This window comes from Pseudomonas sp. NFPP07, from assembly GCF_900115645.1.
In the GTDB taxonomy this organism is placed as follows: Bacteria; Pseudomonadota; Gammaproteobacteria; order Pseudomonadales; family Pseudomonadaceae; genus Aquipseudomonas; species Aquipseudomonas chlororaphis.
On record NZ_FOXG01000002.1, the window covers coordinates 157,428 to 176,429 of the forward strand.

The window sequence follows — 19,002 nt, forward strand, 5'->3', positions numbered from 1 at the left end:
AAGAAGGGTGTATTTCATGACGACTATTTTCGATCCGATCAAACTCGGCGACCTCGAGCTGGCCAACCGCATCATCATGGCGCCGCTGACCCGCTGCCGCGCCGACGAGGGCCGCGTGCCGAACGCGCTGATGGCCGAGTACTACGTACAACGCGCCTCCGCCGGCCTGATCCTCAGCGAAGCCACATCGGTGACCCCGATGGGCGTCGGCTACCCGGACACCCCGGGCATCTGGTCCAACGACCAGGTGCGCGGCTGGAGCAATGTGACCAAGGCCGTTCACGGCGCGGGCGGCAAGATCTTCCTGCAGCTGTGGCACGTGGGCCGGGTTTCCCACCCGAGCTACCTGAACGGCGAAGCGCCGGTCGCGCCCAGCGCCATCCAGCCCAAGGGCCACGTCAGCCTGGTGCGTCCGCTGGCCGACTACCCGACCCCGCGCGCCCTGGAAACCGCTGAAATCGCCGACATCGTCGACGCCTACCGCGTTGGCGCCGAGAACGCCAAGGCTGCCGGCTTCGACGGCGTGGAAATCCACGGCGCCAACGGCTACCTGCTCGACCAGTTCCTGCAAAGCTCCACCAACCAGCGCACCGACCAGTACGGCGGCTCCCTGGAAAACCGCGCCCGCCTGCTGCTGGAAGTGACTGACGCCGCCATCGAAGTCTGGGGCGCCGGCCGTGTCGGCGTACACCTGGCGCCACGGGCCGACTCCCATGACATGGGCGACGACAATCTGGCCGAAACCTTCACCTATGTCGCTCGCGAGCTGGGCAAACGCGGTATCGCCTTTATCTGCTCGCGCGAGAAAGAAGGCGCCGACAGCCTTGGCCCGCAACTGAAAGAAGCCTTCGGCGGCCCCTACATCGCCAACGAACGCTTCACCAAGGACAGCGCCAATGCCTGGCTGGCCAGCGGCAAGGCCGATGCCGTGGCCTTCGGTGTGCCCTTCATCGCCAACCCGGACCTGCCGGCCCGCCTGAAGGCCGATGCACCGCTGAACGACGCGCGTCCCGAGCTGTTCTACGCCAAGGGCCCGGTCGGCTATATCGACTACCCGACGCTGTAAGACGCTTCAATAAAAAAGCCCCGGACTCGCAAGAGCCGGGGCTTTTTACTGCGTCACGCAAACATGCCTCCATAGGAGCAAGGGGATGCCTGCCAAGGTGACACAGGCGCCAGGCAATCAACCGCGTTTGCGCTGGCCCCAGGCCACGGCCAGGCCGCTGAGGCAGATCACCGCGATCCCGACTATGCCGAAGCTGTCCGGGGTGTGATCGAAGATCAGGTAGCCGTACATGCCGGCGAACAGGATCTGCCCGTAACTGAATGGCGCCAGCATCGCCGGCGCGGCATGGCGGAAAGCCTGGGTCAGCAACAGGTGGCCGAGCATGCCGCAGGTACCGAGGCCGATCATGAACAGGGCGTGCCCCAGGGTCGGCGTGCTCCAGAAGAACGGCAGCGCCGCGCTCATGATCAGGCTGTTGAGAATCCCGGTGAGGAAGTTGCTGGTGGTGGGGCTGTCGACCCCGCTGAGCTTGCGGGTGAGCAACTGGTAGAAGCCGAAACACAAGGCCGAGCACAGCGGCAGCAGGATCGCCGGGGTGAACAAGGCACCGCCCGGACGAATCACTATCAATACCCCGACGAAACCGGCCAGCACCGCCAGCCACTGGCTGCGGGTCACCCGCTCGCCCAGCAGCGGCACGGACAAGGCGGTAACCAGCAAAGGCGCGAGGAAGTTAACCGCGGTGGCCTCGGCCAGGGGGATATAACGCAGGCCGGTGGTGAAAAACAGGCTGGTGCCGATCAGGCACAAGGCGCGCAACAGTTGCAGGCCCGGGCGCTTGGTGCGCACCACGGCGGAGAAACCGCTGCGTGGCACGAACACCACCAGCATCAACAGCGTGTGCACCACATACCGGGCCCAGACCACCATAACGATGGGGTAGAACCCGGACAGGTATTTGGACAGGGTGTCATGACTGGCGAACAGCAAAACCGCCAGGCAAATCAGTGCTATACCTTTGACCGGTTGCTCGGTGCCCTTATAAGCCGCGGTACTCACACTCATTCACATACTCGCAACAATTTCCCTACAAAATACGTAGCTCGCTATCTATCAAGATAAAGTCGGCACGTATATAAAGGCATCCCGGTGAGCCGTGACGAATAAAACATCGCGTTTTATAACGCGCAAACGTTGACATCTGCCGACGTAATTCCGCATTTTGTCTCAATTACGCAGGCTGGGACTCAGGCGCAGCATGTCCAATCCGGTATCGATCCAGCGCTCCGCTTCCTTATGGAGTTCGAAACTGTCCGGCGCCAACAGCCACTGATAAAGAATGCCATCAATATAGGCGTGGATACTGATGGCCGCCCGGGCAGTATCGAGGTTCTCGGGCAGTTGTCCCCGCTTCACGGCATTGCGCAACGCCAGCTCGATATGCACGTTGCAATCCAGGCTGGCCGCGCGACGCTGGCGCCGCAAGTCGCACATTTCATCGGTGAATTCGCACTTGTGAAACAAAATCTCATTAATGCGTCGGGTTTTCGGGTCCAGGGCAATTTGATGAAACAAATGAATCAGCAGCTTGCGCATGCACCCCAGCGGATCGACTTCCTCTTCGTCTTCACTGGCCCTGGCCATTTCATTCAGCGGCTCGCGCAAGGTATCGAGCATGGCCTGCACCAGATCTGCCTTGTTGCTGAAATGCCAGTAAATAGCTCCACGCGTGACACCGGCCAAAGTCGCGATATCGGCCAGGGTGGTACGCGCCACACCGCGCTCGTAGAAGGCTTTTTCGGCCGCCTCGAGTATCTGTTTGCGGGTTTCTTGAGCTTCCTCTTTGGTACGACGGACCATGGCAGTAAACCTCGATCAGGATGTTTCAGCGATGCATGAAGCTCATCTGAATAAATATGGAACGGCATCTCGGGTGCCGTTTGCCCAACCTACAATTCGACACTTGCAACGGCTTTTGTAACCGAATGGGTACGCCGCCAAGGTATTTACAAACAACCATGAACGTAAGTATATTCCTTAGCAAGCTACTTATCCACTCAGCACTCGTTTTTTACCCTTCCACTTTTCGAGTGCGCATTTTGCGCGCCTGACCCGAGGATCTTCATGCAACTCAAGCCAGCTGTTACCGCTCTGGTCACTGCCGTCGCCCTGGCATCGCTGCTCAGCGGATGTAAAAAGGAAGAGGCGGCTCCCGCCCCACAAGCCCCTCAGGTCGGCGTAGTCACCCTGCAACCTCAAGCCTTTACCCTGACGTCCGAGCTTCCAGGACGCACCACTGCGTTCCGGATCGCCGAAGTCCGTCCTCAGGTCAACGGCATCATTCTCAAGCGTCTGTTCAAGGAAGGCGGCGACGTCAAGGAAGGTCAGCAGCTCTATCAGATCGATCCGTCGGTCTATGAGTCGACCCTCAAGAGCGCCCAGGCCAACCTGCAATCGACCAAGTCGATCTCCGATCGCTACAAGCAGCTGGTCGACGAGCAAGCCGTAAGCCGCCAGGAATACGACACCGCCGTCGCCAATCGCCTGCAATCGGAAGCCGCGCTGCAGAGCGCCCAGATCGACCTGCGCTACACCAAGGTGCTGTCGCCGATCTCCGGGCGTATCGGCCGTTCTTCGGTCACCGAAGGCGCATTGGTCAGCAACGGTCAGTCCACCGCCATGGCGACCATCCAGCAACTCGACCCGATCTACGTCGACGTCACTCAGTCGTCGGTGGAACTGCTCGAGCTGCGTCGCGAGCTGGAAAGCGGTCGCCTGCAGAAGGCCGGCGACAACGCCGCCAAGGTCAAGCTGACTCTGGAAGACGGCAGCCAGTACAAGCTCGACGGCAAGCTGGAGTTCTCCGAAGTGTCGGTCGACGAAACCACCGGTTCCGTGACCCTGCGCGCGGTGTTCCCGAACCCGGAACACACCCTGCTGCCCGGCATGTTCGTGCACGCGCAACTGCAGGCCGGCGTGAATGCCGCGGCGATCCTCGCCCCGCAACAAGGCGTGACCCGCGACCTCAAGGGCACACCGACCGCCCTGGTGGTTGGTCCGGACAACAAGGTTGAACTGCGTCAGCTCAAGGCCAGCCGCACCGTCGGCAACCAGTGGCTGATCGAGGACGGCCTGAAGGCCGGTGATCGCCTGATCACCGAAGGGCTGCAATTCGTCCGACCTGGCGTCGAAGTCAAAGCCAGCGAAGCGACCAACGTTCCAGCAAAAAACCCGGCCACTGCACAGGCAACTGACAAAGCTGCAGGCGGCAAAGGGGAGTAAACCATGTCGAAATTTTTTATCGACCGTCCGATTTTCGCCTGGGTAATCGCCCTGGTGATCATGCTGGTCGGGGCTCTATCGATCCTCAAATTGCCGATCAACCAATACCCGAGCATCGCGCCTCCAGCGATCGCCATCTCCGTGACCTACCCAGGCGCTTCCGCACAGACCGTGCAGGACACCGTGGTCCAGGTCATCGAGCAGCAGCTCAACGGTATCGACAACCTGCGTTATGTGTCCTCGGAAAGTAACTCCGACGGCAGCATGACCATTACCGCGACCTTCGAGCAGGGCACCAACTCGGACACCGCGCAGGTTCAGGTGCAGAACAAGCTGAACCTGGCCACCCCGCTGCTGCCGCAAGAAGTGCAGCAACAGGGTATCCGCGTGACCAAGGCGGTGAAGAACTTCCTGTTGGTGATCGGTGTGGTTTCCGAGGACGGCAGCATGTCCAAGGACGACCTCTCGAACTACATCGTGTCCAACATGCAGGACCCGATCTCGCGGACCGCGGGCGTGGGTGACTTCCAGGTGTTCGGTGCCCAGTACGCCATGCGTATCTGGCTCGACCCGGCCAAGCTGAACAACTTCAACCTGACTCCGGTCGACGTGAAAAACGCCGTGGCGGCGCAGAACGTCCAGGTGTCGTCCGGCCAGATCGGTGGCTTGCCAGCCCTGCCAGGCCAGCAACTGAACGCCACCATCATCGGCAAGACCCGCCTGCAGACTGCCGAGCAGTTCAAGGCCATCCTGCTGAAGGTCAACGCGGACGGCTCGCAAGTGCGTCTGGGCGATGTCGCGGATGTGGCTCTGGGCGGTGAAAACTACTCCGTCAGTGCCCAGTTCAACGGTGCCCCGGCTTCCGGCCTGGCCGTGAAACTGGCCAACGGCGCCAACGCCCTGGACACCGCCAAGGCCCTGCGCAAGACCATCAGCGACCTGGAACCGTTCTTCCCGCAAGGGATGAAAGTGGTGTTCCCGTACGACACCACCCCGGTGGTGACCGAGTCGATCAAGGGTGTGGTTGAAACCCTGGTCGAAGCGATCGTGCTGGTGTTCCTGGTGATGTTCCTGTTCCTGCAGAACTTCCGCGCCACCGTCATCACCACCATGACCGTTCCGGTGGTGTTGCTGGGTACCTTCGGTATCCTTGCGGCCGCCGGCTTCAGCATCAACACCCTGACCATGTTCGGCATGGTGCTGGCCATCGGCTTGCTGGTGGACGACGCCATCGTCGTGGTGGAAAACGTCGAGCGGGTAATGGCCGAGGAAGGCCTGTCGCCCAAGGAAGCGACCAAGAAGTCCATGGGCCAGATCCAGGGCGCCCTGGTCGGTATTGCCCTGGTGCTGTCGGCGGTACTGCTGCCAATGGCGTTCTTCAGCGGTTCCACCGGTGTGATCTACAAGCAGTTCTCGATCACCGTGGTCTCGGCCATGGCCCTGTCGGTCCTGGTTGCCCTGATCTTCACTCCGGCCCTGTGCGCCACCATGCTCAAGGCCATTCCCCACGGCGAGCACGGCGCGCCGAAAAAAGGTTTCTTCGGCTGGTTCAACCGTAACTTCGACCGCAGCGTCAAAAGCTACGAGCGTGGCGTGGGCAACATCCTGCGACACAAGGCGCCTTACCTGCTGGCCTACGTGCTGATCGTGGTCGGCATGATCTGGCTGTTCATGCGCATCCCGTCCGCGTTCCTTCCAGAAGAAGACCAGGGCGTACTGTTCGCCCAGGTACAGACCCCGGCCGGCTCCAGTTCCGAGCGGACCCAGGTGGTAGTCGATGAAATGCGCGCCTACCTGCTGGACAAGGAAAAGGACACCGTGGCCTCGGTCTTCACCGTGAACGGCTTCAACTTCGCCGGTCGTGGCCAGAGTTCGGGCATGGCGTTCATCATGCTCAAGCCGTGGGACGAACGCTCCGTGGAAAACAGCGTGTTCAACCTGGCGGCCCGGGCCCAGCAGCACTTCTTCAGCTTCCGCGATGCGATGGTGTTCGCCTTCGCCCCGCCGGCGGTACTGGAGCTGGGTAACGCCACCGGTTTCGACGTGTTCCTGCAGGACCGCGCCGGTATCGGCCACGAGAAACTGATGGAAGCGCGCAACCAGTTCCTCGGCATGGCGGCACAGAGCAAGATCCTGTCCCAGGTGCGTCCGAACGGCCTGAACGACGAGCCGCAGTACCAGCTGGAAATCGATGACGAGAAGGCCAGCGCCCTGGGCGTGACCATCTCCGACATCAACAACACCTTGTCGATTGCCCTGGGCAGTAGCTACGTCAACGACTTCATCGACCGCGGTCGGGTGAAGAAGGTGTACATCCAGGGTCAGCCTAACGCTCGCATGAGCCCCGAGGACCTGAAGAAGTGGTACGTGCGCAACAGCGCCGGGACCATGGTGCCGTTCGCCTCCTTCGCCAAGGGCACGTGGATCTACGGTTCGCCGAAACTGGCCCGTTACAACGGCGTGGAAGCGGTGGAAGTCCTGGGTGCCCCGGCGCCGGGCTACAGCACCGGTGAAGCCATGGCCGAAGTCGAAGCCATCGCCCAGAAGCTGCCGGCCGGTGTCGGTATCTCCTGGACCGGGCTGTCCTACGAGGAACGCCTGTCGGGCTCGCAAGCTCCCGCGCTGTACGCCTTGTCGCTGCTGATGGTGTTCCTGTGCCTGGCGGCGCTGTATGAAAGCTGGTCGATTCCGATCGCGGTCATGCTGGTGGTGCCGCTGGGGATCATCGGTGCGCTGATGGCGACCAGCCTGCGCGGCCTGTCCAACGACGTGTACTTCCAGGTGGGGCTGTTGGTGACCATCGGCCTGGCGGCGAAAAACGCCATTCTGATCGTCGAGTTCGCCAAGGAACTGCACGAGCAGGGCCGCAGCCTGGTGGACGCGGCGATCGAAGCCTGCCGCATGCGTCTGCGTCCGATCATCATGACCTCCCTGGCCTTCGTGCTCGGTGTGGTACCGCTGGCCATCTCCACCGGCGCAGGCTCGGGTAGCCAGCATGCGATCGGTACCGGGGTGATTGGCGGTATGCTCACCGCGACTGTCCTGGCGATATTCTGGGTGCCTTTGTTCTTCGTCACCGTGTCCAAGATGGGCCGCCGCAATGCAGACGACGCAGCGCAAATTACTGAAACTCCTGAAGAGGCTGGCCAATGAGCAAGTCGCTACTCTCCCTCGCAATCACCGCCGCCGTGCTGAGTGGTTGCTCGCTGATACCGGATTATCAGCAGCCGCAAGCGCCGGTCGCGGCGCAATACCCGCAAGGGCCGGCCTATTCGCCTGCGGAGGCTGCCAACCAGGCAGCCGCCGAACAGGGCTGGCGGCAGTTCTTCCATGACCCTGCCCTGCAGCAGCTGATCCAGACCGCGCTGGTGAACAACCGCGACCTGCGGGTCGCGGCGCTGAACATCGACGCCTACGCCGCGCAGTACCAGATCCAGCGCGCGGACCTGTTCCCGGCGATCTCGGCCAACGGCAGCGGCAGCCGTCAACGTACCCCGGCGCGGATGTCGCAGACCGGTGAAGCGGCCATCTCCAGCCAGTACTCGGCAACCCTGGGTGTCAGCGCCTATGAGCTGGACCTGTTCGGTCGCGTTCGCAGCTTGAGCGAGCAGGCCTTGCAGACCTACTTCTCCAGCGAAGAAGCCCGGCGCAGCACGCAGATCAGCCTGGTGGCCAGCGTGGCCAATGCCTACCTGACCTGGCAGGCCGACAAGGAACTGCTCAAGCTGACCCAGGACACCCTGGCGGCCTACGAGGAGAGCTACCGCCTCACCTCGCGCAGCAACGAAGTCGGCGTGGCCTCGGCCCTGGACCTGAGCCAGGCGCGGACCTCGGTGGAAAACGCCCGGGTGCAACTGGCGCGTTATACCCGCCAGGTGGCCCAGGACGAAAACAGCCTGACCCTGCTGCTGGGTACCTCGATCCCGGCCAACCTGCCGAGCCCGCAGCCGTTGTCGGCCGACCTGCTCAGCGAGTTGCCGGCCGGCCTGCCATCTGAACTGCTGCAACGCCGTCCGGACATTCTCGCCGCCGAGCACAACCTGAAAGCCGCCAACGCCAGTATTGGCGCGGCACGCGCGGCGTTCTTCCCGAGCATCAGCCTGACCGCCAATGCCGGGACCTTGAGCCCGGATATGGGCGGCCTGTTCAAGGGCGGCTCGGGCACCTGGTCGTTCGCGCCGCAGATCAATATCCCGATCTTCAACGCCGGCAGCCTGCGCGCCAGCCTGGATTACTCGAAAATCCAGAAAGACATCAACGTCGCGCAGTACGAGAAGTCCATCCAGACCGCCTTCCAGGAAGTCTCCGATGGCCTGGCCGCACGCCAGACCTACAACCAGCAGTTGCAGGCCCAGCGTGACTTCGTCAATGCCAACCAGGACTACTACCGCCTGGCCGAGCGTCGCTACCGCATCGGTGTCGACAGCAACCTGACGTTCCTCGACGCCCAGCGCTCGCTGTTCAGCGCGCAGCAAGCGTTGATCACCGACCGGCTTGCGCAGCTGACCAGCGAGGTCAACCTGTACAAGGCCCTGGGCGGCGGTTGGAACGAGCAAGGTTCGCAGAAAGTGGAAGTGAGCAAAGAGGCACCGCCACTGAAGCTGTTCTGAGTGCATGCCGCTTGAAAAAAACCCACCTTGCGGTGGGTTTTTTTATGGGCCGAAGACCGCCGTCACTTGTGTTCGTTAATCGCCCAAAACCCGCCAAGGCCAATTGAACAGGGTCGTTGATCCAACGCACCATTCCCCGCACCTGCAAAAACCAATAACAACAGGTTCGTCATCATGACCCCGCGCCCTGCCCGCTCCGGCTGATTCCGTTCCCTCCACCCTCCCGGTTTCAACCTTGTCTGCAACCTGACGTTGCCGCAGCGCCCAGCCTCACCCCTAACAATTAGAGAGCCCGATCCATGAAGCCATCCACTTACACTCCCTATTCACTGCTGCCCAGCCTGCTGGCCGTCGGCATCGCCGGCACGGCCCTGCCGGTCATGGCCGCGGAGTCCGGCTTTCTCGAAGACGCCAAGGTCAACCTGAACCTGCGCAACTTCTACATCAACCGCAACTTCACCAACCCGGGCAAGGCCCAGGGCAAGGCTGAAGAATGGACGCAGAGCTTCATCCTCGACGCCAAATCCGGCTTCACCCAAGGCACCGTCGGGTTCGGCATGGACGTACTGGGGCTGTACTCGTTGAAGCTCGATGGCGGCAAAGGCACCGGCGGTACCCAGTTATTGCCACTGGATCACGACGGGCGCCCGGCCGACCACTTCGGTCGCACGGGCGTGGCATTCAAGGCCCGCCTGTCGCAGACCGAGGTCAAGGTCGGCGAATGGATGCCGGTGCTGCCGATCCTGCGCTCGGACGACGGTCGCTCCCTGCCCCAGACCTTCCGCGGCGGCCAGATCACCTCGAAGGAAATTGACGGCCTGACCCTCTACGGCGGCCAGTTCCGCGCCAACAGCCCGCGTGACGACAGCAGCATGAGCGACATGTCGATGACCGGCAAAGCGGCCTTCACCTCCGACCGCTTCAACTTCCAGGGCGGCGAATACAGCTTCAATGACAAGCGCACCCAGGTCGGGGTGTGGAACGCCCAGCTCAAGGACATCTACAGCCAGCAATACCTCAACCTGATCCACAGCCAGCCGCTGGGCGACTGGACCCTGGGCGCCAACATCGGCTTCTTCTATGGCAAGGAGGATGGTAGCGCCCGCGCCGGCGACCTGGACAACAAGACCTGGTCGGGCCTGTTCTCGGCCAAGTACGGCGGCCACACTTTCTACGTCGGCCTGCAGAAACTCACCGGCGACAGCGCCTGGATGCGCGTCAACGGCACCAGCGGCGGCACCCTGGCCAACGACAGCTACAACGCCAGCTACGACAACGCCCAGGAAAGATCCTGGCAGCTGCGCCATGACTACAACTTCGTCGCGGTCGGCATCCCCGGCCTGACCCTGATGAACCGCTACATCAAGGGCGACAACGTGCACACCGGCACCATCACCGACGGCAAGGAATGGGGACGCGAGAGCGAACTGGCCTACACCGTGCAGAGCGGCACGCTCAAGAACCTCAACGTCAAATGGCGCAACTCGACCATGCGCCGCGACTTCAGCACCAACGAGTTCGACGAGAACCGCCTGATCATCAGCTACCCGATCAGCCTGCTGTAAGCCCACTCGCTCGCCCACACCAAAAACAAGGCCAGCCCCATTCCCCGGGGCAGGCCTTGTTTTTGTAGGAGCGAAGCTTGCTCGCGATGACCGTCAACGATGGCGCTTACTGACGGGCTGAATGCGGCACCCTCAGGTTCATCGCAAGCAAGCTCGCCCCGACAGGGAAAACGCAGCGGCGCCGAGTTGCTCGGCGCCGCGTTTCTTTATAAGTCGTGGGTTATCAGGCGCGGGATTCGACGCCCAGCTCGTCCCACACCGACTCGGCCAGGTGGAAGGTCGCGTTGGCCGCCGGAATGCCGCAGTAGATTGCGCCCTGCATGATCACTTCCTTGATCTCGGCGCGGCTCACGCCATTGTTCGCGGCGGCGCGCAGGTGCAGCTTGAGCTCTTCGTTGCGGTTCATGCCGATCAGCATGGCGATGGTGATCAGGCTGCGGGTATGGCGCGGCAGGCCCGGACGCGTCCAGATATCGCCCCAGGCGTGCCGGGTGATCATTTCCTGGAACTCCGAGTTGAACTCGGTCAGGGTACTCAGGCTGCGATCGACATGGGCATCGCCCAGCACCGCGCGACGCACTTGCATGCCTTCGGCGTAACGTTGTTTCTCGTCCACGGGGGGCTCCTTAAATACGCTGGTCGGCCAGCAAAAATGCCACGACCCGCTCGCTGAACGCAGCGCCAGCCTGGACGTTGGACAGGTGCGCCGCATGAAACTCGGCGTATTCGGCGCCGCGCACGCGCTCCTGGATGAAGTGCCCGCCCGCGGGCGGCGTGACCGCGTCTTCGGTGCCGGACACCACCAGGGTCGGCGCCTCGATAGCCGACAGTTGCTCGCGGAAATCCGCATCGCGCACCGCCGCGCAGTTGGCGGCATAACCCTGGGGCGAGGTGGCCGCCAGCATGTCGGTGATCAGCTTGGCCTGGTCCGGGTGGGCCGCGGCGAAGTCCGGGGTGAACCAGCGGGCGATCGAGGCGTCGCGCAATGCGACCATGGCCGCCTGGCCGTCACGCAGCACGGTTTCGATCCGTGGGTTCCATACCGACGGGTCGCCGATCTTCGCCGCGGTGTTGCACACCACCAGTTTGTTCAGGCGCTCGCCGGCATTGATACCCAGCCACTGGCCGATCAGCCCGCCCATGGACAGGCCGCAGAAATGCGCACGCTGGATATGCAGCGCGTCCAGCAGCGCCAGCACATCGTGCCCCAATTGCTCGATGCTGTAGGGGCCTTCGGTGACCAGGGATTTGCCGTGGCCGCGAGTGTCGAAACGCAGCACCCGGAAGTGCTTGGTAAAGACCGGAATCTGCATGTCCCACATATGCAGGTCGGTACCCAGGGAGTTGGACAGGACCAGCACCGGCGCATCGGCCGGGCCGTCCAGTTGGTAATGCAGTTCGCCATCGGCGAGTTGTACGAATGCCACGGCAGTCTCCTTCAGGCGTTCAAGGCTAAATGTTCGGCCACGGCGCGCTCGACCCAGGCGTGCGCCTGGCCGAGGTAATGCGCCGGGTCCAGCAGGCGATCCAGTTCCGCCGCCGACAGCTCGGCGGTCACTTGCGGCTCATCCCCCAGCACCGCGCGCAGATGCCGCTGTTCGGCCACCGCGCGCTTGCAGCATTGCTCCAGCAGATGGTGCGCGGTCTCGCGGCCCAGGCGCTGGGCCAGGGCGATGCTCACGGCCTCCGCCAGCACCAGCCCCTGGGTCAGGTCGAGGTTCCTGGCCATGCGCGCGGCGTCGACTTCCAGCCCGTCGGCCACCAGCAGCGCCTGTTGCAAGGCGCCGGACACCAGGCAGCAGATCTCCGGCAGGGTTTCCCATTCGGCGTGCCACAGGCCCAGGCTGCGTTCGTGCTCCTGGGGCATGGCGCTGAACATTGTCGCCAGCAGCCCGGGAACCCGGGTCGCCGCGCCGATCAACACCGCCGCGCCCACCGGGTTGCGCTTGTGCGGCATGGTCGAGGAACCGCCCTTGCCCGGCGCCGACGGCTCGAAGACTTCCGCCGCCTCGGTCTGCATCAGCAGGCTGATGTCACGGCCGAGCTTGCCGAGGCTGCCGGCGATCAGGCCGAGCACCGAAGCGAACTCCACCAACCGGTCACGCTGGGTGTGCCAGGGCTGTTCCGGCAGGCTCAGTTGCAACTCCTCGGCCAGGGCCTGGGCAATCGGCAGGGCCTGCTCGCCCAGGGCCGCGAGGGTACCGGAGGCACCACCGAACTGCAGCACCAGCAGGCGTGGCTTGAGCTGCGCCAGGCGCTCACGACTGCGTGTCACTGCCCCCAGCCATCCGGCGATCTTCATACCGAGGGTGACCGGCGTGGCATGTTGCAGCCAGGTGCGGCCGGCCATGGGGGTGGCGGCATAACGCTGGGCCTGGGCGGCCAGGATGCCGCCGAGGCGCGCCAGGTCGTTGTCGATCAAGTTCAGCGCCTGCCGCACTTGCAAGACCAGCCCACTGTCCATCACATCCTGGCTGGTGGCGCCCAGGTGCACATAACGCTCGGCGCTGGCGTCGCTCTTGGCGATCTGTTTGCCCAGGGCCTTGACCAGTGGAATCGCCGAGTTGCCCGCCGTGGCGATGGCCTGGCCCAGGGCGGAAAAATCATAGAGCCCGGCCCGGCAGGCCGTCTCGATCGGCGCCACCGCAGCGGCCGGGATCACCCCGACCCGGGCCTCGGCCCGGGCCAGCGCGGCCTCGAAGTCGAGCATGGCCTGGACCCGACCCTGGTCGCAGAACACCGCGCGCATATCGCGGGTGGTGAAGTAGGCATCGAACAGTTGGTTGCTCGCCGGTGTGCTCATAAACAATCCTTTGGGGCGTGCGTCCGCGACGGACGCACGCGAACAGGTCACAGATCGTGGTGCAGGTACGCCGCCTGTTTCGGCAGGCGCAGGCTGAACAGGAAGGCAATCGCCATCATCGCCGTCACGTACCAGTAGAAGGTGTTTTCCATACCCAGGGATTTCAGGCCCAGGGCCACGTATTCCGCCGAACCGCCGAACAGCGCGTTGGCCACCGCATAGGCCAGGCCGACCCCCAGCGCCCGCACTTGCGGCGGAAACATCTCGGCTTTTACCAGACCGCTGATGGAGGTGTAGAAACTGACGATCGCCAGGGCCAGGGTGATCAGCACGAAGGCCAGGAACGGGCTGGTAACGGTTTTCAGGGTCAGCAGGATAGGCACGGTGCACAGCGTGCCCAGCGCGCCGAACCAGAGCATCGAGTTACGCCGGCCGATCTTGTCCGCCAACATGCCGAACAGCGGCTGCATGCACATGTACAGGAACAGCGCGCCGGTCATGATGTAGCTGGCGGTCTTGGCGTGCATGCCGGTGGTGTTCACCAGGTATTTCTGCATATAGGTGGTGAAGGTGTAGAAAATCAGCGAGCCGCCGGCGGTGTAGCCCAGCACCGTGACAAAGGCCTTCGAGTGATGCTTGAACAGCGCGGTCACGCTGCCGGCGTCCTTGTCTTCACGCATTTCCTTGCTGGTGGTTTCTTTCAGCGAGCGCCGCAGCAGCAGGGAGATCAGGGCCGCAATGGCGCCGATCACGAACGGAATCCGCCAGCCCCAGGCCTTGAGCTCCGCCTCGTCGAGGAACTGTTGCAGGATCACCACCACCAGCACCGCCAGCAGTTGCCCGCCGATCAGGGTCACGTACTGGAAGGACGCGAAGAACCCGCGCTGGCCCTTGAGCGCGACTTCGCTCATGTAGGTCGCGGTGGTGCCATATTCACCACCCACCGACAGGCCCTGGAACAGCCGCGCCATCAGCAGCAGCGCCGGCGCCCAGGCGCCGATGCTGGCGTAGGTCGGCAGGAAGGCGATGACCAAGGAGCCGGCGCACATCATCAGCACCGAGATCATCATGGAATTCTTGCGCCCGTGCTTGTCGGCCACCCGGCCGAACAGCCAGCCGCCGATAGGACGCATCAGGAACCCGGCGGCGAACACGCCGGCGGTATTGAGCAGTTGCACCGTGGGGTCGTCGGAGGGGAAAAACGCCGGGGCGAAATAGATCGCGCAGAAGGCATAGACGTAGAAGTCGAACCATTCGACCAGGTTGCCGGAGGAAGCGCCGACGATCGCGAAGATCCTCTTGCTGCGCTCCTCGGTCGTGTAGTGACTGGTTAACGTTGTCATGGCTTTTCACTCTTTGGGGACGTGGTGAGTCTAGACATACTTTGTAACAGTCCCGTTCCGCAAGACGACCTTGGAGGTGTCGGCCTATTCGGCCTTATCGCGAGCAAGCTCGCTCCTACAGGATATGGGTCGGTCACGATGCCGTGATTCAACTGCGGTCATGTAGGAGCGAGCTTGCTCGCGATCCCCCCAGGCACACTCAATAATCGAAGAACACCGTTTCCGCGTCGGTACCCTGCAGGATCACGTTCCACTGGTAGTGGCCCGGCGCATCGGCCTTGGCCAGCAAGGTGGCGCGACGCTCTTCGGGCACGCAGGCCAGCAGCGGATCGGCGGCGTTGGCCGGCTCGCCGTCGAAGTAGATACGGGTCAGCAGGTGCTTGACCAGGCCCCGGGCAAATACCAGTACCACCAGGTGCGGCGCCTGGGTCGAACCCTGCAGGCCAGGCACGGTGCCCGGCTTGATGGTGGTGAAACGGAAACGCCCTTCCCCATCCACCGGCACCCGGCCGAAGCCCTGGAAGTTCGGGTCCAGGGCCTTGGCCTGATCGTCTTCCGGGTGGTCGTACTTGCCGGCCGCGTTGGCCTGCCAGATTTCCAGCATGGCGTCGTTGACGAAATCGCCGTTGCCATCCACCACCTGGCCGCTGATCGCCACCCGCTCGCCGAGGGTCTCGGCCTGGGTCAGGTCTTCGCGGTTCAGCCAGGTCAGGCCGATGTGGTAGTACGGGCCGACGGTGTGGGATGTGGTCGCAGTCAGCGTCATCTTATTTCTCCATCGGCGTGGCATCGCGGCCGCGCAAGACGATGTCCCAACGGTAGCCGAGGGCGTAGGACGGAATGGTTTTCTCCAGGTCGAAGCTGGCGATCAGGCGTTCCTTGGCGCTAGTGTCCGGCACGCAGTTGTAGATCGGGTCGTAGGCCAGCAGCGGGTCGCCGGGGAAATACATCTGGGTCACCAGGCGCGTGAGGATACTCGGGCCGAACAGCGAGAAGTGGATATGCGCCGGACGCCAGGCATTGTGGTGGTTACCCCAGGGGTAGGCACCGGGCTTGATGGTCTGGAACTGGTACCAGCCATCGGCATCGGTGACAGTACGCCCGGTGCCGGTGAAGTTCGGGTCCAGCGGTGCGTCGTGCAGGTCGCGGTCGTGGTTGTAGCGACCGGCGGCGTTGGCCTGCCAGATCTCCACCAGGATCCCCGGCACCGGCAGGCCGTTCTCGTCCAGCACCCGGCCGTGGATGATGATGCGTTCGCCCTGGGGCTCGCCGGCATGCTGGGCAGTCAGGTCGTTGTCCTTGTCCTGCAGGTAATCGGCGCCGATGGTCGGGCCGGTGATTTCCGACAGCGAATGGGGCAGGAACACCAGCGGCTTGGACGGCGAGCGGGTGTTGGTGGATTTGTAGGCCGGGTGCAGGTAATCAGGCTGAGTACCTGGTTGCGGGCGCCGGTAACCGGGCTTGTCGGTCATGCTCGTTCCTCGTTCTTATAAGAAGCGCGTCAGACGCGCTCGATGGCCAATGCCAGGCCCTGGCCGACACCCACGCACATGGTCGCCAGGCCTTTCTTGCCACCGGTCTTTTCCAGCTGGTGCAGCGCGGTCAATACCAGGCGCGCACCGCTCATGCCCAGCGGATGGCCGAGGGCGATGGCGCCGCCGTTGGGGTTGACCTGTGGCGCGTCGTCCGCCAGGCCCAGTTCGCGCAATACTGCCAGGCCCTGGCTGGCGAAGGCTTCGTTGAGTTCGATCACATCGAAATCGCTGACCGCCACGCCCAGGCGTTCGGTCAACTTGCGCACCGCCGGCACCGGGCCGATGCCCATCACCCGTGGCGCCACGCCGGCGCTGGCCATGCCCAGCACCCGGGCACGGGCGGTCAGGCCGTGCCTTTTCACCGCCTCGGCCGACGCCAGGATCAGCGCCGCCGCCCCGTCGTTGACGCCCGAGGCGTTGCCGGCGGTGACGGTCTTGTCCGGGCCGTTGACCGGCTTGAGTTTGCCCAGGGTTTCCAGCGAGGTATCGGCCCGCGGGTGCTCATCCTGCTCGACCAGGGTCTCGCCCTTCTTGTGGACGATACGCACCGGGACGATTTCCTCGGCGAAGAACCCGGCGGCCTGCGCCGCGGCGGTGCGCTGCTGGCTGCGCAGGGCGAACGCATCCTGGTCGGCACGCGACACCTGATAATCGTCGGCGACGTTGTCGGCGGTCTGCGGCATCGCATCCACGCCGTACTGGGCCTTCATCAGCGGGTTGATGAAGCGCCAGCCGATGGTGGTGTCTTCCAGTTTCATGTTGCGCGAAAAAGCGGTATCGGCCTTGCCCATGACAAAGGGCGCGCGGGACATCGACTCGACGCCGCCGGCGATGGCCAGCTCCATCTCGCCACTGGCGATGGCGCGGAAGGCGGTGCCGATGGCATCCATGCCCGAAGCGCACAGGCGGTTGAGGGTCACGCCCGGAATGGTTTCCGGCAGCCCGGCCAGCAGCAGCGCCATGCGCGCCACGTTGCGATTGTCTTCGCCGGCCTGGTTGGCGCAACCGAGGAACACCTCGTCCACCGCGCTCCAGTCCACCGACGGGTTACGCTCGATCAGTGCCTTGATGGGCGCGGCGGCCAGATCGTCGGCACGCACCGTCGACAGGCCGCCACCAAAGCGGCCGATGGGGGTACGAATGGCGTCACAGATAAACACTTCGCGCATCAGGCTTCTCCCGGGGTTTGGCCATGGGCCGCGGCGGTGCGGGCTTCCAGGTCACGCAGGGCGGTCAATTCGACCTCGGTCGGGGCGGCGGTTTCCGCCACCTGGTCGGCGAAACGAATCGCCCAGCCGGTGGCGGCGACCACCTGCTCGCGGGTCACGCCCGGGTGCAGCGAGGTCACCACGAATTCATGGGTGCCGGCTTCCGGCTCCATGATGCACAGGTCGGTGATGATCCCCACCGGCCCGGCCCCTGGCAGGCCCAGGCGTTTGCGCGAGTCGCCGCCTTCGCCGTGACCGACCGAGGTGATGAAGTCGAGCTTGTCGACAAAGGAACGCGACGACTGCTTGAGGATGATCAGCACGCTCTTGGCCGAGCCGGCGATCTCCGGCGCACCGCCGGCGCCCGGCAGGCGGACTTTCGGCTGGTGGTAATCGCCGACCACCGTGGTGTTGATATTGCCGAAACGGTCGACCTGGGCGGCGCCGAGGAAACCGACGTCGATACGCCCGCCTTGCAGCCAGTAGCGGAAGATTTCCCCGGTCGGCACCACGGTGTCCGCGGTCTCGGCCAGCTCGCCGTCACCGATGGACAGCGGCAGCACGCTGGGCTTGGCGCCGATCGGACCGGACTCGTAGATCAGCACCACGTCCGGCGACGAAGTCAGGCGCGCCAGGTTGGCGGCCTTGGACGGCAGGCCGATCCCGACAAAACACACCGAGCCGTTCTGCAGGCGGCGGGCGGCGGCAACGGTCATCATTTCATTGGTGGAGTAAGTCATTATTTGGCCCCCGTTGCTGCGGCCAGCTTGGCCTGGAATTCGCTGAAGTCAGCACTGCCGCGGATATATTCGTTGATCCAGGCGGTGAAGGTTTCACGGTCGCGGGCGATCGGGTCCCAGGCCTGGTAGAAGATGTTGTCGCGCTCGGTGTACCCGTGGGCGTAGGACGGATGGGCGCCGCCCGGCACATGGCAGACCGCGCTCAGGGCCCAGGTCGGCAGCACGCAGGCGTTCATCGGGGCGTTCAGGTCGTCGACGATTTCTTCCACAGTGACGATGCAGCGCTTGGCGGCCAGGGCGGCTTCCTTCTGTACGCCAAGAATGCCCCACAACAGCACGTTGCCCTTGCGGTCGGCTTTCTGCGCATGGATCACGGTGACGTCAGGACGTACCGATGGCACCGCCGCCAGCACTTCACCGGTGAATGGGCAGGTCACGCTCTTGATCAGCGGGTTGACCTTCGGCAGGTCGGAACCGGCATAAGCGCGCAAGACCGCGAATGGCAGGCCCGAGGCGCCCGCCACGTAGGCGTTGGCCAGGTCGGCGTGGCTGTGTTCTTCGATTTCCAGGGGGTGCGGCCATTGCTTCTCGACCGCGTCCCGCAGGCGATGCAGAGAGCCGACGCCCGGGTTGCCGCCCCAGGAGAAAATCAGCTTGCGGGCACAACCGGCACCGATCAACTGGTCGTAGATCAGGTCAGGGGTCATCCGTACCAGGGTCAGGTCTTTTTTGCCCTGGCGAATGATTTCATGACCCGCGGCCGTGGGGATCAGGTGGGTGAAGCCTTCGAGCGCGACGGTATCGCCGTCGTTGACGAACTGCTTCACCGCGTCGTGCAGCGAAAGGATTTCAGCCATGGGGGATCTCCCGATTGTTATTGAGCGACTGGAAGAAAAAGGCGCCGAAGGAT

16 protein-coding genes are annotated in these 19,002 nt (G+C 63.6%); 5 read left to right on the top strand and 11 right to left on the bottom strand.

Features of this window, described 5'->3' with window-relative positions:
- Nucleotides 1-16: 16 nt before the first annotated feature.
- On the top strand, nucleotides 17-1,066 hold the full coding sequence (locus tag BM019_RS05725; protein ID WP_009042512.1) for an alkene reductase: 1,050 nt from the start codon (nucleotides 17-19) through the stop codon (nucleotides 1,064-1,066).
- A 117-nt stretch (nucleotides 1,067-1,183) separates the two neighbouring features.
- Here the strand turns inward: BM019_RS05725 and BM019_RS05730 are convergent, their stop codons facing one another.
- Together BM019_RS05730 and emhR are read right to left on the bottom strand one after the other, a co-directional pair.
- Nucleotides 1,184-2,071, bottom strand: a complete 888-nt coding sequence (locus BM019_RS05730) for a DMT family transporter (protein WP_009042511.1) — start codon at nucleotides 2,069-2,071, stop codon at nucleotides 1,184-1,186.
- A gap of 162 nt (nucleotides 2,072-2,233) precedes the next feature.
- A complete protein-coding gene (gene emhR, locus BM019_RS05735) occupies nucleotides 2,234-2,866 on the bottom strand; it encodes an efflux system transcriptional repressor EmhR (protein ID WP_009042510.1) in 633 nt (210 codons plus the stop codon).
- Nucleotides 2,867-3,130: 264 nt separating this feature from the next.
- On the opposite strand from emhR, the gene emhA reads away from it, so the two are divergent.
- From emhA to BM019_RS05755, 4 genes are all read left to right on the top strand, one after another.
- Nucleotides 3,131-4,288, top strand: coding sequence for an efflux RND transporter periplasmic adaptor subunit EmhA (gene emhA, locus BM019_RS05740; protein WP_009042509.1), 1,158 nt, complete (start codon nucleotides 3,131-3,133; stop codon nucleotides 4,286-4,288).
- Nucleotides 4,289-4,291: 3 nt separating this feature from the next.
- Nucleotides 4,292-7,441 (top strand): efflux RND transporter permease subunit, encoded by a 3,150-nt coding sequence (locus tag BM019_RS05745; protein WP_092417819.1) that lies wholly within the window; start codon nucleotides 4,292-4,294, stop codon nucleotides 7,439-7,441.
- Nucleotides 7,438-8,898 (top strand): AdeC/AdeK/OprM family multidrug efflux complex outer membrane factor, encoded by a 1,461-nt coding sequence (gene adeC, locus BM019_RS05750; RefSeq protein ID WP_023968084.1) that lies wholly within the window; start codon nucleotides 7,438-7,440, stop codon nucleotides 8,896-8,898. Before BM019_RS05745 ends, adeC begins: the two co-directional genes overlap by 4 nt.
- A gap of 299 nt (nucleotides 8,899-9,197) precedes the next feature.
- Nucleotides 9,198-10,463, top strand: coding sequence for an OprD family porin (locus BM019_RS05755; RefSeq protein ID WP_092417820.1), 1,266 nt, complete (start codon nucleotides 9,198-9,200; stop codon nucleotides 10,461-10,463).
- A 223-nt stretch (nucleotides 10,464-10,686) separates the two neighbouring features.
- Here BM019_RS05755 and pcaC read toward each other — a convergent pair whose 3' ends face one another.
- The 9 genes from pcaC to BM019_RS05800 form a co-directional block, all read right to left on the bottom strand.
- Nucleotides 10,687-11,079, bottom strand: a complete 393-nt coding sequence (gene pcaC / locus BM019_RS05760) for a 4-carboxymuconolactone decarboxylase (protein ID WP_092417821.1) — start codon at nucleotides 11,077-11,079, stop codon at nucleotides 10,687-10,689.
- A gap of 10 nt (nucleotides 11,080-11,089) precedes the next feature.
- A complete protein-coding gene (gene pcaD, locus BM019_RS05765) occupies nucleotides 11,090-11,890 on the bottom strand; it encodes a 3-oxoadipate enol-lactonase (protein WP_092417822.1) in 801 nt (266 codons plus the stop codon).
- Between the two features lie 11 nt (nucleotides 11,891-11,901).
- Nucleotides 11,902-13,266, bottom strand: coding sequence for a 3-carboxy-cis,cis-muconate cycloisomerase (locus BM019_RS05770; protein ID WP_092417823.1), 1,365 nt, complete (start codon nucleotides 13,264-13,266; stop codon nucleotides 11,902-11,904).
- Between the two features lie 47 nt (nucleotides 13,267-13,313).
- Nucleotides 13,314-14,609 carry an MFS family transporter gene (locus BM019_RS05775; RefSeq protein ID WP_092417824.1) on the bottom strand — a complete coding sequence of 432 codons (1,296 nt, stop codon included), beginning with the start codon at nucleotides 14,607-14,609 and terminating at the stop codon, nucleotides 13,314-13,316.
- Between the two features lie 199 nt (nucleotides 14,610-14,808).
- On the bottom strand, nucleotides 14,809-15,375 hold the full coding sequence (pcaG, locus tag BM019_RS05780) for a protocatechuate 3,4-dioxygenase subunit alpha (protein ID WP_092417825.1): 567 nt from the start codon (nucleotides 15,373-15,375) through the stop codon (nucleotides 14,809-14,811).
- Between the two features lies 1 nt (nucleotide 15,376).
- Entirely contained in the window at nucleotides 15,377-16,081 is a 705-nt protein-coding gene (gene pcaH / locus BM019_RS05785; protein ID WP_009042500.1) for a protocatechuate 3,4-dioxygenase subunit beta, read from the bottom strand.
- A gap of 29 nt (nucleotides 16,082-16,110) precedes the next feature.
- Nucleotides 16,111-17,316, bottom strand: coding sequence for a 3-oxoadipyl-CoA thiolase (gene pcaF, locus BM019_RS05790; RefSeq protein WP_175510598.1), 1,206 nt, complete (start codon nucleotides 17,314-17,316; stop codon nucleotides 16,111-16,113).
- The gene (locus tag BM019_RS05795; protein WP_175510600.1) at nucleotides 17,313-18,095 is read right to left on the bottom strand and encodes a CoA-transferase subunit beta; all 783 of its coding nucleotides are present in this window, start codon (nucleotides 18,093-18,095) and stop codon (nucleotides 17,313-17,315) included. The genes pcaF and BM019_RS05795 overlap by 4 nt, the downstream gene beginning before the upstream one ends.
- The gene (locus tag BM019_RS05800) at nucleotides 18,092-18,949 is read right to left on the bottom strand and encodes a CoA transferase subunit A (RefSeq protein ID WP_009042497.1); all 858 of its coding nucleotides are present in this window, start codon (nucleotides 18,947-18,949) and stop codon (nucleotides 18,092-18,094) included. The genes BM019_RS05795 and BM019_RS05800 overlap by 4 nt, the downstream gene beginning before the upstream one ends.
- Nucleotides 18,950-19,002: the final 53 nt, after the last annotated feature.

Coding starts and splice junctions, on each gene's coding strand:
- emhA (WP_009042509.1), top strand. CDS start 3,131: ATGCAACTCAAGCCAGCTGTTACCGCTCTGGTCACTGCCGTCGCCCTG.
- BM019_RS05745 (WP_092417819.1), top strand. CDS start 4,292: ATGTCGAAATTTTTTATCGACCGTCCGATTTTCGCCTGGGTAATCGCC.
- BM019_RS05800 (WP_009042497.1), bottom strand. CDS start 18,949: ATGGCTGAAATCCTTTCGCTGCACGACGCGGTGAAGCAGTTCGTCAAC.
- BM019_RS05730 (WP_009042511.1), bottom strand. CDS start 2,071: ATGAGTGTGAGTACCGCGGCTTATAAGGGCACCGAGCAACCGGTCAAA.
- BM019_RS05755 (WP_092417820.1), top strand. CDS start 9,198: ATGAAGCCATCCACTTACACTCCCTATTCACTGCTGCCCAGCCTGCTG.
- BM019_RS05770 (WP_092417823.1), bottom strand. CDS start 13,266: ATGAGCACACCGGCGAGCAACCAACTGTTCGATGCCTACTTCACCACC.
- pcaG (WP_092417825.1), bottom strand. CDS start 15,375: ATGACGCTGACTGCGACCACATCCCACACCGTCGGCCCGTACTACCAC.
- pcaH (WP_009042500.1), bottom strand. CDS start 16,081: ATGACCGACAAGCCCGGTTACCGGCGCCCGCAACCAGGTACTCAGCCT.
- BM019_RS05725 (WP_009042512.1), top strand. CDS start 17: ATGACGACTATTTTCGATCCGATCAAACTCGGCGACCTCGAGCTGGCC.
- BM019_RS05775 (WP_092417824.1), bottom strand. CDS start 14,609: ATGACAACGTTAACCAGTCACTACACGACCGAGGAGCGCAGCAAGAGG.
- emhR (WP_009042510.1), bottom strand. CDS start 2,866: ATGGTCCGTCGTACCAAAGAGGAAGCTCAAGAAACCCGCAAACAGATA.
- adeC (WP_023968084.1), top strand. CDS start 7,438: ATGAGCAAGTCGCTACTCTCCCTCGCAATCACCGCCGCCGTGCTGAGT.